General features: G+C 75.0%; 13 protein-coding genes. 7 read left to right on the top strand and 6 right to left on the bottom strand.

What is annotated here, in order from left to right; all coding sequences use genetic code 11:
* The coding region (locus tag AB0J08_RS23940; protein ID WP_360637784.1) for a CAP domain-containing protein at window positions 1-942 on the top strand (942 nt) is incomplete at its 5' end.
* A gap of 146 nt (window positions 943-1088) precedes the next feature.
* Window positions 1089-2666: a sigma-70 family RNA polymerase sigma factor gene (locus tag AB0J08_RS23945; protein WP_360637787.1), complete on the top strand. Its 1578-nt coding sequence runs from the start codon at window positions 1089-1091 to the stop codon at window positions 2664-2666.
* Window positions 2667-2727: 61 nt separating this feature from the next.
* Here the strand turns inward: AB0J08_RS23945 and AB0J08_RS23950 are convergent, their stop codons facing one another.
* Entirely contained in the window at window positions 2728-2979 is a 252-nt protein-coding gene (locus tag AB0J08_RS23950) for a hypothetical protein (RefSeq protein WP_360637790.1), read from the bottom strand.
* Between the two features lie 390 nt (window positions 2980-3369).
* On the opposite strand from AB0J08_RS23950, the gene AB0J08_RS23955 reads away from it, so the two are divergent.
* On the top strand, window positions 3370-4470 hold the full coding sequence (locus AB0J08_RS23955) for a chemotaxis protein (RefSeq protein WP_360637793.1): 1101 nt from the start codon (window positions 3370-3372) through the stop codon (window positions 4468-4470).
* A 408-nt stretch (window positions 4471-4878) separates the two neighbouring features.
* On the opposite strand, the gene AB0J08_RS23960 is transcribed toward AB0J08_RS23955, so the two are convergent.
* The 4 genes from AB0J08_RS23960 to AB0J08_RS23975 all read right to left on the bottom strand — a co-directional run bounded on the left by AB0J08_RS23960 (window position 4879) and on the right by AB0J08_RS23975 (window position 9237).
* A complete protein-coding gene (locus tag AB0J08_RS23960; protein WP_360637796.1) occupies window positions 4879-5793 on the bottom strand; it encodes a hypothetical protein in 915 nt (304 codons plus the stop codon).
* Window positions 5780-6301, bottom strand: coding sequence for a SigE family RNA polymerase sigma factor (locus AB0J08_RS23965; RefSeq protein ID WP_360637799.1), 522 nt, complete (start codon window positions 6299-6301; stop codon window positions 5780-5782). Before AB0J08_RS23965 ends, AB0J08_RS23960 begins: the two co-directional genes overlap by 14 nt.
* A 450-nt stretch (window positions 6302-6751) precedes the next feature.
* A complete protein-coding gene (locus AB0J08_RS23970) occupies window positions 6752-8281 on the bottom strand; it encodes a M1 family metallopeptidase (protein WP_360637803.1) in 1530 nt (509 codons plus the stop codon).
* 416 nt (window positions 8282-8697) lie between these two features.
* A complete protein-coding gene (locus tag AB0J08_RS23975) occupies window positions 8698-9237 on the bottom strand; it encodes a GNAT family N-acetyltransferase (protein ID WP_360637806.1) in 540 nt (179 codons plus the stop codon).
* A gap of 156 nt (window positions 9238-9393) precedes the next feature.
* Here AB0J08_RS23975 and AB0J08_RS23980 point away from each other — a divergent pair, with 156 nt between their 5' ends.
* The 4 genes from AB0J08_RS23980 (at window position 9394) to AB0J08_RS23995 (ending at window position 12597) form a co-directional block, all read left to right on the top strand.
* Window positions 9394-10068 carry a helix-turn-helix domain-containing protein gene (locus tag AB0J08_RS23980; protein WP_360637969.1) on the top strand — a complete coding sequence of 225 codons (675 nt, stop codon included), beginning with the start codon at window positions 9394-9396 and terminating at the stop codon, window positions 10066-10068.
* A complete protein-coding gene (locus AB0J08_RS23985) occupies window positions 10065-10802 on the top strand; it encodes an SRPBCC domain-containing protein (protein ID WP_360637809.1) in 738 nt (245 codons plus the stop codon). The genes AB0J08_RS23980 and AB0J08_RS23985 overlap by 4 nt, the downstream gene beginning before the upstream one ends.
* 79 nt (window positions 10803-10881) lie before the next feature.
* Window positions 10882-11454 (top strand): dihydrofolate reductase family protein, encoded by a 573-nt coding sequence (locus AB0J08_RS23990; protein WP_360637812.1) that lies wholly within the window; start codon window positions 10882-10884, stop codon window positions 11452-11454.
* Between the two features lie 195 nt (window positions 11455-11649).
* Entirely contained in the window at window positions 11650-12597 is a 948-nt protein-coding gene (locus AB0J08_RS23995; RefSeq protein ID WP_360637815.1) for a polysaccharide deacetylase family protein, read from the top strand.
* A 339-nt stretch (window positions 12598-12936) separates the two neighbouring features.
* On the opposite strand, the gene AB0J08_RS24000 is transcribed toward AB0J08_RS23995, so the two are convergent.
* Window positions 12937-13404, bottom strand: a complete 468-nt coding sequence (locus AB0J08_RS24000) for a YchJ family metal-binding protein (protein WP_360637818.1) — start codon at window positions 13402-13404, stop codon at window positions 12937-12939.
* Window positions 13405-13591 lie beyond the last annotated feature (187 nt).

Raw genomic sequence — 13591 nt, forward strand, 5'->3', positions numbered from 1 at the left:
GGGCCAGCGGGGGCGGCTGGCGGGGGGCGCCGCGCCCCCGACCGGCACCGGGGTCGCGGCCGTCGTGGCCGTCGCCGGCGCGGCGTCGGCCCGGTGCTGGCCGTGGCCGCCGCGGTGGCGGGCACCGGAGTCCTCGCCGCGCTCGGCGGCGCCGGTTACCTCGTGTACGGCGACCGGGACGGGCAGCGGACGGTGGCCCTCGACCCGCAGATCGCGGCGGAGGCCGGGGACCACGACGGGATACAGGTCCCCGGCGCCGGTGGTGTCGCCCCGGAGCCGCTGCCCGCGCCCACCGACAGCCCGTCCGCCGGCGACCCGGCCCACGCCGCCACCGACGTCCCGGCGCCCGCCTCCTCGACCACGGCGGGACAGGGCCCCTCGGCCGGCCCCTCCACCGCGACCGCGTCCGGCCCGGCCACGGCGAGCGCCACGGCGAGCGCCAAGCCGACCTCCGGCGCCACTCCGAGCACCTCCCCGAAGGCCTCGACGGGCACCTCCGCGTCCCCGGGCCGGACCACCGCCGCTCCGGCGAGCGGCACCGCCGCCGGTGGCACCGCGGCCCAGTACGCCCAGCAGGTCGTGGACCTGGTCAACGCCCAGCGTGCCCAGCACGGCTGCGGGCCGCTCACCGCCGACTCCCGGCTGGCCACCGCCGCCCAGGGCCACAGCGAGGACATGGCCGCCCGCAACTACTTCGACCACGCCAGCCCCGAGGGCCGGCACGCCGACTACCGGATCGAGGCCACCGGCTACCGCTGGAGCAGCTGGGGCGAGAACATCGCCCGGGGCCAGAAGGACCCGGCCGCGGTGATGGACGCCTGGATGAACAGCCCCGGCCACCGTGCCAACATCCTGAACTGCTCCTTCAAGGAGATCGGCGTCGGTGTGAAGACCGGTTCCGGCGGCCCCTGGTGGACCCAGGTCTTCGCCTCCCCGTCCTGATCGCCGGCCCCCGGTCGCCCCCCGGTCGAGCCCCCCGGGCGACCTCCGGTTTCCGAATCCGCGCACATTGTTGTTATCTGAGCAGTCCCCCGAGGTCTCCGAGGAGGCAACGGCGGACGGATGACGGCAAGACGGAGTGCGGACCCATGAACGTTGACGTGCAGAGCAGGACCGGGACGACCCTGGTGCTGGCGGCCCAGGCGGGCGACCGGCAGGCCCAGGAGGCGCTGGTCGCTGCCTGGCTGCCGCTGGTCTACAACGTCGCCGGCCGTGCGCTGAACGGCCATGCCGACGTCGACGACGTCGCCCAGGAGACCATGATCCGCGCGCTGGACGGTCTGGACGGGCTGCGCGACCCGGAGTCGTTCCGGTCGTGGCTGGTCGCGATCACCATGAACCAGGTCCGCCGACGTTTCACCGGCCAGCAGCAGAGCACCGTCGGCGGCCTCGACGAGGCCTGGGAGCTCGCCGACCCGCGGGCCGACTTCACCGACCTCACCATCCTGCGGCTCGGCCTCTCCGGCCAGCGTCGAGAGGTCGCCGAGGCCACCCGCTGGCTGGACCCGGACGACCGGGAACTGCTCGCGCTCTGGTGGCTGGAGGCCTGTGGCGAACTCACCCGGGCCGAGCTCGCCGAGGCGCTCGACCTGACGCCGCAGCACACGGCGGTCCGGGTCCAGCGGATGAAGAAGCAGCTGGAGGCGGGCCGGGTGGTGGTCCGGGCGCTCACCGCCTACCCGCGCTGCCCGGAGCTGGTCGAGCTGACCGGAGGCTGGGACGGCACTCCGGACTCGGTCTGGCGCAAGCGCATCGCCCGGCACATCCGGGGCTGCGCCGGTTGCGACGGGCTCGGCCGCGACCTCTTCCCCGCCGAGGGCCTGCTGGCCGGCCTGGCGCTGGTGCCGATCCCGCTGGACTCGCCCACCGGGCTTCAGCTCCAGGCCGCGGCCGCTGCGGCCACCTCCGGCTCGCCGACCGGCCCGCCCGGTGGATCGGGGAGCGGCGTCGGCGGGTCCGGTGGCCGGTTCGGCCCGTTCCGGCGCCGGACCGCCGCCGCGAGTGGCACGGCCGCCGTGCTGGCCGTCGCCACCCTCGCCCTGGTCTGGCCGCACCACCCCCGGCCCGAGCAGGCAGCACCCGAACCGACCACCACCCCGACCGCCGCGCCCGACACCCTGCCCGCGCCCGCGGCACCCGCGCAGCCGCTGCCGGTGACGCCCGTCGGCGAGACCGCGGCCGCACCGCCCGTGACGGCCGCGCCGACCCCGGTCCCCGCCGAGTCGCCGGTGGCCGTCACGTCGCCGCCCGCACCGGCCACTGCACGCCCGGCCACGCCGCCCAGCCTGGAGCGCCAGCTGGTGGACCTCGTCAACACCGAACGCGCCAAGGCCGGCTGCGCCCCGCTGCGGATCGACCCCAAGCTGCACGCGGCAGCCCAGAAGCACACGGACGACATGGTGGCCCGCGCCTTCTTCGACCACGTCAATCCGGACGGCGCCCGCGCGGACGCCCGACTGTCGGCGGCCGGTTACCGCTGGTCACAGTGGGGCGAGAACCTCGACCGGGGGCCGAGCGCGCCCGGCACCGTGGTCTCGCGCTGGATGGACGGCGGGATCCACCAGTCCAACATGCTGGACTGCGGCTTCAAGGACGTCGGCATCGGTGTGGCAACCGGCCCCGCAGGCCTCTACTGGACTCAGGACCTCGGGGCCCCGCTGGGCTGACCGCCGCGACGGCCCCGACCGACCGTCCCGGCCGCCTCGACGGCGCCGGACCCGGCTGCCGTCAGGAGGGCAGCCCGACCAGGCCGTCCGCCTGACCGGTCACATGGGTCGTCGCCTCGCCGACCACCCCGCCGGCGTCGCCGACCTGCCCCCGGAGGGCGTCCGGCGCCGTGTTCGGCGTGCCGCCCTGCTGGAGCGGGCCGGTCAGGTCCCCCTGTCCGCCGATCGTGGCGGCGTGCGCGCCGGGAGCGGTCAGTGAGGCCACGACACCCACGGCGAGCGACGCGACGGCGAGCATGCTGCGCTTCTTCATGCCCCGCCCAACGACGCTGCGCCACCCGGGTTACGGGTGGGCCGGCGGCTTCACTCCTTCTCGTCCTGCGGCCCGGGCCCGCCCCCCGTCCGCGCGTCGCGAGGACCCCGGTGCGCGGCGGCGCCCGGCAGCGGGGACGGAGCTGCGTCGGGACCGAAGTCACCGTCGGTCGAAGGGGCCTGATGCCGCCTCGGGCGACGGTCGTGCCTCCCCATCGATCCGGTGCGCCCGATCCCCCCTCCGATACGGACACCTTTTCGGTGGCGGTGGGTATAAGCGGGCGATTGGATGGGCAGGGGTGGGGAGGCAAATCCGGCAAAGCTGGCAAACCATAAGAGAATCTGATCCTGCCGAGCATGTCGAGGCAACCGCGACAAGAAGGGCATCCGAATGCACGCAGCCGAGCTCACGCCTGACGTCCTCGCCGAACTGCGCCGCCACCGGCGCTACCCGGCCGTCTCCGTCCTGCTGCCGACCCACCGCAGCGAGCCCGACAACACGCAGGACCCGGTGCGCCTGCGCAACCTGATCGCGGAGGCCAAGAACCGGCTGCACGCGGACGAGGCCGTCTCCCGGGCGGACCGGCTGGACGTGGTCGATCAGCTGGACCGGGCCGTGCGAGAGGTCGACCTGGTGCACGCCGAGGACGGTCTGGTGATCTTCGCGGCGCCCGGCGAGCACCAGGTCTGGTCGCTGCCGCGAACCGTCGCCGCCCGGGTGGTGTTCTCCGAGACCTTCCTGACCCGCAACCTGGTCTCCGCCTACACCGCCGGTGCGCCCTACTGGGTGCTGACGGTCGCCGCCGACCGGGTCGCGCTGTTCAGCGGGACGGGGCCGCGGCTGGTGGAGCACACCGGGGGCGCCTTCCCGCTGAACCAGGTCGGCCCGGACTGGGACGTCGAGCGCAAGGAGCGGATCGGTGACGTCCCGAGCACCTTCCGCGACGAGGAGACCCGCCGCTTCCTGCGTGACGCGGACACCGCGCTGGCCGCCGTGCTGGAGGCCGACGGGCGCCCGCTGTACGTGCTCGGCGAGGCCGCCGCGCTCGCGCTGCTGGACGAGGTCGGCACCGCCGTGAAGCGGGCCGCCGCCCAGGTGGCGCGCGGCGGCCTCGGCCACGCCGCGGCCGCCGCCGTCGCGGAGGCCGTCCGCCCCACCGTCGCACAGCAGGAGCAGCAGGCCGTCGCCGAACTGCACGCCCGGTTCGACTCGGCCCAGAGCGTCAAGGCGCTCGCCGCCGGCATCGACGAGGTCTGGCAGAGCGTGAGCGCGGGCCGGGCCGCCCTGGTGGCGGTCGAGGAGGACTACTGGGAGCCGGTGCGGGTCACCGACAGCCACCTGGTGCCCGCCGCCGCCGGCGAGCCGGACGTACGCGACGACATGGTCGACGAGATCGTCGAGCGTGCCCTGGACACCGGCGCCAAGGTGCAGTTCGTCCCGGCCGGCGAGCTCGCGGGCCGGGACCGGATCGCTGCCGTCCTGCGCTACTGACCACCGCCTGCGCCGGGCCCGGTCGGTCTTCCCGGCCGGGCCCACGCTGTTGCCCGGATGCCTCCGGTCTCCCCAGCCGGCGCCCGGTGCCGCGGCGCCTTCACGCGGCGCGCGACGGCCCGTCCCGGCCGCGGGATCACCCCGAGCAGCCCCGGTGCGGGGGCGGGGAGGCGAGGCGGCAGCTCCGCCGGGGCCGGTCGCCCTTGTGCGGGCGGCGCCGGGCGCACGCCCGCTGGGACGGCGGGCGGCACTCCCGGGGGGTCGGTACCGAGGTGGGGGGAGCGGAGGCCGGGGTCGGTGCGGTGGGCCTACAGCCCAGCAGGAAGAGCACCAGGCCGACGAGGATCCGACGGAACAGGGCCATGGCGGGACCGCCTTCGGGACGCAGGGGAGGCGAGGGGGGAGCGCTCAGTCGAGCGAGCTGCCGGTGGCGACGATGGAGGCGCCGCCCGTGGTGCGGACCGAGTCGACGACTCGTTGGACCAGCTCCACCGTCCGGGCGGAGGGGCGGTTCAGGCAGGCGGTCAGCTGGACGACCGCCGCCGTGCCGCCCACGGTGACGGTCCGGTGGCCGGTGAGCTGGCGGGTGCCGCCGCGCAGGCCGCAGTCCTTGTCGAGCGCGGTGTCCTCGGCCGCGGGCGCTTTTCCGGCCAGCTTCTGGACGTGGCCCGGATCGTCGAGCACGGTCACGGCGACCAGCACGGTGTCGGTGTCCAACGCCTCGAGGGGCGCACAGTCGCTCTGCCAGGGCGGGCAGTAGGGGGCGGCCGACAGCGGCTTGTTGGCCGTGTACCCGGTGCTCTTCGGCGCTCTGCCGGTCGGCATGATCAGCGTGGACCAGCCCCGTGGGACGTCGAGAATCACCCTGCCGAGCTCCGGGTACAGCACGGCCTGCGTGCCGTCGCGGGAACTCGGAACGCTGCTCGGCGAGACGCTCGGGCTGCTCGCGGCTGCTGGTGACGGGCTCGGTGACGGTGCCTCGGCGACCGGCGCCACCGAGGTCGGTCCGCCGGTCGCGGGGTGCAGGACGGTGTTCGACGGCGCGGGCGCGGTGGCCGGAGCGGCGGCCATCACCGCGGCGACCAGGCCGCCGGTCAGCCCGGCCCCGAGGCCGGCCACCCGGCGCCGGCGCCGGGTGCGGCCGGCGCGCTCGCGGACCCGGTCCATCCGGTCCGCGGGCGCGGGGAGGTCCGGGGCGGCCCGCTGCAACAGCACGCGCAGCTCGTCCTCCACCTCGGCGTCGGCCAGCCAGGGGCGGTCGCCGTCGCCGTCGCCGAGCCCGGGGCGGTCGGCACCGGTGCGGTCGAAGTCAGACCAGGTCACGGCGTCCCCCGTCCAGCAGCAGCTCCCGGGCGGGCAGCTTGCCGCGCAGGGCCTGCAGTGCCCGGTGCGTCTGGCTCTTGACCGTGCCCGTCGTGCAGCCGAGCGCCTCGGCGGTCTCCTCGACACTCAGGTCCTCGAAGTAGCGCAGGACGACCACCGCGCGCTGGCGCGGCGGGAGCGCCCGGACGGCGGCGGCCACCACCTGGCCGACCACCAGCTCCTCGAACGGGTCCGAGCCCGTCGGATGCTCCGGCAGTTCGCCGTGCGGCAGCTCCCCGTGCCAGCGGCGCCGCCACCAGGAGACGTGCGAGTTCACCAGTACCCGCCGGACGTACGCCTCCGGCCGGTCGATGGAGATCTTCTCCCACCGGGGCCAGACCTTGGCGAGCGCCGTCTGCAGCAGGTCCTCGGCGAGATGCGGATCGCCGGTCAGCAGCCATGCCATGCGCAGCAATCGCGGGCTGCGGGTGGCGACGAACTCCTCGAAGTCCGGCGTCGCTTCCCTCATCGTGCCGCCCCCGCCATGGTGCTCCCGCCGTTCCTGCCGTCGTCGCCGGCCGTGGCGGCCGTGTCGTTGTCCTTCTCACGGCTGCTGAACGCGATGGGAGCCCGTCCGGGTTGCCTGCCGAGGGCACTCATTTTCCAGCGGCGTGTCGCGGGCAGGGGGGGCGGGGTGCTGCCGGCCGTCCGGGCGGGTCGGCCGGGCCGGTCTCCGCGTGGACGTTGGACGGCCCGCGAGCCGGCCGGAACTCGGCCGGGCGGCGGGCGGGCCGTGAGACCACGATGCGCCCGCACTGCCCCGCCGTACAGGGGCGCGTACCGGGCGCCCGAGCGCACCGGACCGGCGCGCCGGGCGTACGGCGGGGCAGTGCGGGCCCCAGGGCCACCGGGAGTGCCACCGGGCACCGCGGGCACCGGCGGACGGCACGGGCCCGGTGGTCGCCGCGTGGGTGCGGATTCAGAGCGTCCCGGTGCCGTGCGGTGCGGGGGTGAGCAGCCCGGTCGCGCGGTCGGAGCGGGTGACCGGTGTGACGGTCCAGTCCGGGTGGCCCGGCATGGCCGGGGTCCGGTCACCGTAGAGCCACTCGGTGAGGAAGCCGGAGAGATCCTGGCCGGACACCTCCGAGGCGGTGCGGATGTAGTCCGCGGTGGTGGCCGTGCCGCCCCGGTGCTGTTGCAGGAACGTCCGCTCGATCCGGTCGAAGACGGCCGCGCCGACCCGCTCGCGCAGGGCGAACAGCACCAGCGCGCCGCCGGTGTACCGCTGGCTGTCGAAGAGGTCGGCGGCGGTCGGCGAGGCGACCGGCCCGGAGTCGTGGCGCCACTGGTCGCCCTTGGCGTACACGTCGCGCATCCGGTCGGCGAGGGTGGCGAACCCGCCCGTGTCCGGCCAGCCGCGCTCGTACCGGTACATCAGGCCGTAGAAGTCGGCGTGACCCTCGTTCAGCCAGAGGTCCGCCCAGGTGTGCGGCGAGACGCTGTCGCCGAACCACGAGTGCACGAGTTCGTGCATCATGTGCGAGCCGATCACGGGCTCGGGTTGACGCAGGAAGTTCGGCTTGTAGAGCGTCAGGGTCTGCGTCTCCAGTCCGGTGAAGTCGAAGGCGGCCGGGTCGTCGGTGTCGGCGGGAAGCAGCCCGTGCGTCTCGAACGGGAACGGCCCGAGGTGCTGTTCGGCCCATTCCAGCTGGGCGGGGGTGAGTGCGAGGGCCGGTTCCAGATCGGCGGCGCGTGCGGTCGGGACGACGTCCCGCAGCGGCAGCCCGCCCGGGCCGGTGCGCTCGCGCACCGTGTAGTCGCCGACCGACACCTGCACCAGCTCGGTGGCCATCGGCTCGCGGGCGTCGTACCGGCGGGTGGTCTGTCCGCCGTCGCGCCGCTCGGTGGCGGTGAGGCGGCCGTTGGCCACCCCGAGCAGGCCGTCCGGCGCGGTGACGGCGATGGTGAAGCGGGCCTTGTCGCTCGGGTGGTCGTTGCACGGGAACACCGTGTGCGCGCCGTCGGGCTGGCCGGCCACCGCGAAGCCGTCGGCGGTGGGCACCCAGCCGGTGTGCGGCAGCTTCGCCGCGGGGTCGGCCGAATAGTCGACCGTCACCCGCACGGCGGCGCCGCGGCGCACCGCCCGGGCCGGGACGACGGTCAGCTTCTCGTCGTGCGCCCGGAACGCGGCCGGCCGGCCGTCGACCCGGACGGCGTGCACGTCGAGGCCGAGTGCGTCCAGTTCCAGGCTCGGCAGCGCGGCGAGCGCGCGGGCGGTCAGGACGGCGGTGCCGTCCACGGTGCGGGTGTCGGGGCGGTAGCGGAGGTCGAGGTCGTAGCCGAGCACGTCGTAGCCCGCGTTCCCGAGCAGGGGGAACACCGGGTCACCGGCGCCGGCCGGTACCGGGGCGTCCGCCGGGGCGGCGCCGGCCGGCACCGTGGCGCCGAGCACCGCCGTGGCGAGTGCCAGGGCGACGAGGCCGGAGCGTGGCCTGGCCAGGGTGATCACCGCTTTTCGTGTCGTGTCCCGGGTGCGGCACCGGGGCGGCCGGTGCCGCGGAGCGACCTTTCGAGCACGGATCGTAGCGGGTCGGTCGGACGGTCCGGGATGCCGCGCGACACGCGGCGTCCCCCGGACGGCCCACCGTGGTAGCCGAGCGGCTGCGGGCTGTCATAGCGTTCGAAGTGCCCCGCCCCCTGACGGACGGGGCCACGGCCGTCGGAGTACCTGGCCAGGTCCGGCGGCCGTTCCTCATGTTCTCACCCCCGCCCGCCACGCGACTTTCGGGCGGGGGCGAGGGCACGGCCTGGAGCCCCGGTCGCCGGCGCGCAGTGCCTGCCCGCGCGCTCCGCACGGTCGCGGTCCGGCCCCCGCGATCGGCCGCACCGACGCCCACCCGCCTGGCCGCCGCGCCGGGCCCGGGCTCAACTGCTCTCGGTGGCCTGCTCGGTGAGGTCCTTGCCGTACCAGACCTGGGCGTACGGCCCGCTGTTGTACGCCGGTATCTCGCGGTAGCCGTGCCGGGTGTAGAGCGCGCGGGCCTCGACCAGGTCGAGCCGGGTGTCCAGCACGACGCGCTCGGCGCCGAGCGCGCGGGCGGCCTCGTCCACCGCGGCGAGCAGGTGCCCGCCGCCGCCGGTGCCGCGCACCTCGGGCCGGACGAAGACCCTGGTCAGCTCCACCGTGCCGGCCTCGATCAGCCGAAGGCCGGCGCAGGCCTGCGGTACGCCGCCGTGGCGGCCGAGCAGGAAGAGGCCGGTCGGCCCGGCGAGGTCGTCGCTCGGGGAGTCGGCCAGGCCGGACTCGATCTCCTCGGCGGTGCCGTCCCGGCCCAGGTGCAGCCGGTAGTACCGATTGGCGACGTCGGTGTAGTACTCGCGCAGCAGTGCCAGCGCCTCCGCCGAGCCCACGTCGGCTCGGGCGGTGGTCCAGAGGGCGGGTGTCCGCGCAGTGGTGAGCTCCATCCGTGCATTCTCGGTGTCGTTCCGTGCCCGCGGCGAACGGTTTTCCGAGGTGAGCGGCCTGCCGGGCCGACCGGCCCGACTCGCGATTCGCCGGTCGCGGGCGCCGACAAATGATTTTGTCTTGACAAGAAGTTCTGTCGGATGGATCCTGGAGGCGTGCTGGACGTCGCCGTGATCGAAGAACCCGCCGCAGCGGAGGCGGCCCTGGACCCGATGCGGTCCCGGGTCCTCGCCGCCCTGGCCGAGCCCGGCTCGGCCGCCATGCTGGCCGTCCGCCTGGGGCTGCCCCGGCAGAAGGTCAACTACCACCTGAAGGAGCTGGAGCGTCACGGGCTGGTCGAGCTCGCCGAGGAACGACGCAAGGGCAACGTCACCGAGCGGGTGTACCGCGCCACCGCCGCCTCCTATGTGATCTCCCCCAGCGCCCTGGCCGCCGTCAGCCCCGATCCCGCCAGGTCTCCCGACCAGCTCTCCGCCCGCTGGCTGCTGGCGCTGGGAGCCCGACTGGTGCAGGAGGTCGGGGTGCTGCTCGGCGGTGCCGCCAGGGAGGGGCAGCGGGTCGCGACCTTCGGCATCGACGCCGAGGTGCGCTTCGCCTCCGCGGCCGACCGGGCCGCCTTCGCGGACGAACTGGCCCAGGCGGTGGCAGCCCTCGTCGGCCGCTACCACGACGAGTCCGCCCCGGGAGGCCGGCGCAGCCGCGTGGTCGTCGGGCTCCACCAGATCCCCGCCTCCACCCCCGGTGCCCCGGGGAACACGGCCGGCCCGCGGTCGCCCGCCGGGCAGGCAGACCCATACGACCCCGCAGCAGGACAGGACGACCGACCATGACGCACCCGTTCGAGATCGAACTGGAGACGACTCTGCCGGCGAGCCCGGAACAGGTCTGGGAGGCGATCGCGACCGGGCCGGGGATCGACTCCTGGTTCATGGGCCGCAACGAGGTGGAGCCGCGTGAGGGCGGCGTCGCCGCCATGGCCACCGCGGGCCACCGGGAGGAGGCGGTGGTCACCGCCTACGAGCCCGGCAAGCGCTTCGCGACCCGCACGGCCCCCGGCGAGGACGGCCGGTTCATGGCCTTCGAGTACCTGATCGAGGGAAGGAGCCGGGGCAGCACCGTGCTCCGTGTCGTCCACAGCGGCCTGCTCGGCGACGACTGGCAGGACGAGTACGACGCCCTGCGCCGCGGCTGGCCCTTCCACCTCCACACGCTCCACGAGTACCTGGCCCACTTCCCCGGTCGTGCCGGTGTTCCCGTCTTCGCCATGGCGCTGCCGCACGGGCGGGCTCCGCGGGAGGTGGGGGCGGTCGTCCTCCGGGGACTGTCCCTTTCGGTCCCGGCCGTCGTGGGCGCCCGGGCGCACGCGGAGCCGGCCGGCCTGGCGCCGCTGGACGGTGACGTGGTCTGGGCGGACGACGAGCGCGTCGGGATCCGTACCGCCGACGGGATCTACACCTTCCACCACGGCTCCGGCGTGGTGCTCATGTTCCACCACCTGTTCGGACCGGACACGGACGGGGCCGAGGCCGCCTGGCAGCAGTGGCTGAGCGGTCTCCTGGCCTGACGGCCGCAGACACGTCCCCGGCGGCTCCGCACCGCCCGCAAGCAGTCGAAGACCGACACGAGACAGCAAGGAAAGACTCATGCGCACCCTGATCAGCACCGCGTTCATCTCGCTCGACGGGGTGGTGGAGGGCCCCGGCGGCGAGCCCGGCTACCGCAACTCCGGCTGGACCTTCAAGGACGTCGAGTTCCTCCCCGAGGCGTTCGACATCAAGGGGCGGGAGCAGCAGGAGTCCACCGCGGTCCTGCTGGGCCGGGTCAGCTACCAGGCGTTCAGCCCGGTGTGGCCGGACATGGCCGAGTTCGCCCACTACAGGTCCCTGCCGAAGTACGTCGTCTCCACCACCCTCACCGAGGACGAGCTCGTCCCGAACTGGGGCGAGACCACGATCCTGCGCTCCCTCGACGAGGTCGCCGCCCTCAAGGACACCGAGGGCGGCCCCATCATCGTCCACGGCAGCGCCTCGCTGAACCACGCTCTTTCGGATGCCGGCCTGATCGACCGGTACCACCTGCTCGTCTATCCGCTGCTGCTCGGCGCGGGCAAGCGGCTGTTCAGCAGCACGGACAAGGACGCGCAGAAGCTGAAGCTGGTCGAGCACGCGGTGTACGCCAACGGCCTGCAGCTGAACGTCTTCGACGTCGTCCGCTGACGAGGACCGGCGGGCCGCCCGGGCCGCGCCCGGCGAGGGTCCCGGCGGCACGCGGGTGCCCGGGGGCGGTGGGCCGGGCGGGTGACGGGGGATTGGCCGATGGGCGTGTCGGGGGAGCAGTGCTCCATGGACACACCATCAGATCATCGTATTATTGGGGGACTGAGGGGAAGCCACCGGGCCAGGAGCGGCCTCGTGGCAGTGGTCTGCCTGTCGGCGGTGGTCGCCGGCTGCGCCGCACCGATCGGGCGGCAGGCACCGTCCTCGCGGGCCGGCAGGAGCGCCGCGCCCGCGGAGGCGGACGCGGGCTCCGCCGGCTCCACCGCCGACCGGGGTGCGCCCCGGCCCCCGGCCGTACCGCTGGCACTGCCGGGCCTGGCCCGGTCGGAGGAGGAGAGCAGCAGCGAGGCGGTGGCCCGCCGGGAGACGGCCGCCCGAGCGGCGCTGGAGACCGCGCACCGCTGGGGCGTGGACCGGCTGCCCCTGAAGGCGCCCCAGCGGCCGGTGTCCAAGCCGGAGCTGACGCCGGTGCAGGGGGTGAAGCTCCAGGACGGGCGCCCGCCGGTGGTCTACCGCGTCCCGACCGACGAGAAGATCGTCTTCCTGACCGTCGACGACGGTGCCGAGAAGGACCGGGAGTTCTCCCGGATGGCGGCGGAGCTCGGGGTCCCGCTCAGCGCCTTCGTCGCCGACTACCTCGCGCGCGAGGACTACGGCTACTTCCGCGACCTCGCCGCCCAGGGCGACGCCGTGAACAACCACACCATCAACCACCGCAACCTCAAGGTGCTCGGCTACGAGCAGCAGCGGGACGAGATCTGTCGCCAGCAGGACCGGCTGGAGGAGCAGATCGGCACCCGCCCCCGGCTGTTCCGGCCCCCGTACGGCGAGTACAACGACGACACCCTGCGGGCCGCCGGCTCCTGCGGCATCGAGGCGGTGCCGCTCTGGAACGAGGAGGCCTTCCCCGACCACATGGAGTACCGCTACGACGACCAGCGGCTGCACTCGGGCGACATCATCCTCACCCACTTCCGGGGCGCCGACCTGTGGCCGGGCACCATGCCCGACCTGCTCCGCAGGGTCGTGAACGAGGTCACCTCGCAGGGCTTCGCCCTCGCCCGGCTGGACGACTACCTGTAGCCCGTCGGCCGTGGGCGTCGGCCGGCGCCCGCGGCGAGGAGGCGACCGGCCTGCGGAGGGGGAGCCTGCGACCACGGCCGGTGCCGGGCCGGTGGGGAGGACCCGGAGGGTGCCCGGCGGGCATGGACGGGGCCGGGTGGACACGTCCGGCGCCGCTGCCCGGGCCGTACCGCCGGGCGGGGCCCCTCGCGCTCGTCGACGTGAGGGGCCCCGGGTACCAGCGTACGGCGCTGCGGCGGGTGGGCCCCGTCCTGTTCGACTCCTGCCGTTCCCGGCCGGGTGCCGCCCGTCCGCGTGTCCCTGTGGGTACGGGGCCCCGGCCGTCCCGGTCAGGTCAGGTCAGGTCAGGTCGGGTCGGGTCGGGTCGGGTCGGTCCAGCGCGAGGGCGTCCAGGTAGACCCAGGCGCCCTCGTGGCGGACGAATCGGCTGTGCTCGGTGAGGATCCCCTGCTCGCGGCCCTCGGTGTAGTGGGCGCGGAAGGCGACGGTGCCCTCGGCGTGGAAGCGGCCGCCGTCGGTGGTGGAGAGCACCTCCAGCCGGGTCCAGCGCAGCGCGGGGTCGAAGTCGACCGAGTCCGGCCGGGTGTCGGGGTGCCAGGAGCGGAGCAGGTACGCCTCGTCGTGGGCGGCGAAGGCGCTGAAGCGCGAGCGCATCAGGGCCTCCGCGGTCGGCGCCGCGGTCAGGCCCCGGTGGTAGCGGCCGCAGCAGTCGCCGTAGGCGGCGGGCAGGCCGCAGGGGCAGGGCGAGGAGGGCAGCAGGCGGGGTGCGGGGGAGGCGGCGCGGGGCGCGGGGCGGCGTCGGGACATGGCGTCCATTCTCACCCCTCGCGCGGGTGTCCTCGCCCCGGCCCGTCGTCTCCGCCCGTCGCTCTGGCGCTCCGCCGGGTGGCGGGTGCCCGGGTCCTCCGGGAATCCTCCGGTGTCGGTGTCGGTGTCGGGGTGGGACGCCCGCGGGGCGCGGGGGCCGACGTGAGCCGTGTGCGGTCCGTGACGA

The organism is Kitasatospora sp. NPDC050463, assembly GCF_040655255.1.
GTDB lineage: Bacteria > Actinomycetota > Actinomycetes > Streptomycetales > Streptomycetaceae > Kitasatospora.